General features: G+C 72.3%; 1 protein-coding gene. It reads right to left on the bottom strand.

What is annotated here, in order from left to right; genetic code table 11:
* A partial coding sequence (locus ACSNOK_RS33445; RefSeq protein WP_436784534.1) for a bifunctional ornithine acetyltransferase/N-acetylglutamate synthase occupies window positions 1–404 on the bottom strand: 404 nt, incomplete at both ends.

Genomic DNA, 404 nt, shown 5'->3' with positions numbered 1-404 from the left:
GGCCATCCCCCCGACCACCCAACCGTCCCGCTCGGCCACGGCCGTCTTGTGCACCGTGTCCGTCGTCTTGATCGCGACGGCGGCCTTCTCACCGCCGTCCGGGGAGAGCTCGGCGGCGGCCTTGTCGACACCGGAGAGCAGCTTGTCCATGGGCAGCCGGAGACCGATGAGACCGGTGGAAGCCACCGCCACGTCATCGGCCGGGCAGCCCAGCGCCCGGCCCACGTGCTCGGCGGTGGTCCGCGTGTCCTGGAAGCCTTCGGGGCCGGTGCAGGCGTTGGCGCCACCGGAGTTCAGGACGACCGCCGCCACCTCACCGGACTTCAACACCCGCTGCGACCACAGCACCGGAGCAGCCTTGACCCGATTGGAGGTGAACACCCCCGCCGCCGCCCGCGAGGGCC

Source organism: Streptomyces sp. URMC 126 (genome assembly GCF_051386555.1).
Lineage (GTDB): Bacteria > Actinomycetota > Actinomycetes > Streptomycetales > Streptomycetaceae > Streptomyces.
Note: the sequence above shows the minus strand (reverse complement) of the source record. Positions and strands in the feature narration are given on the sequence as shown.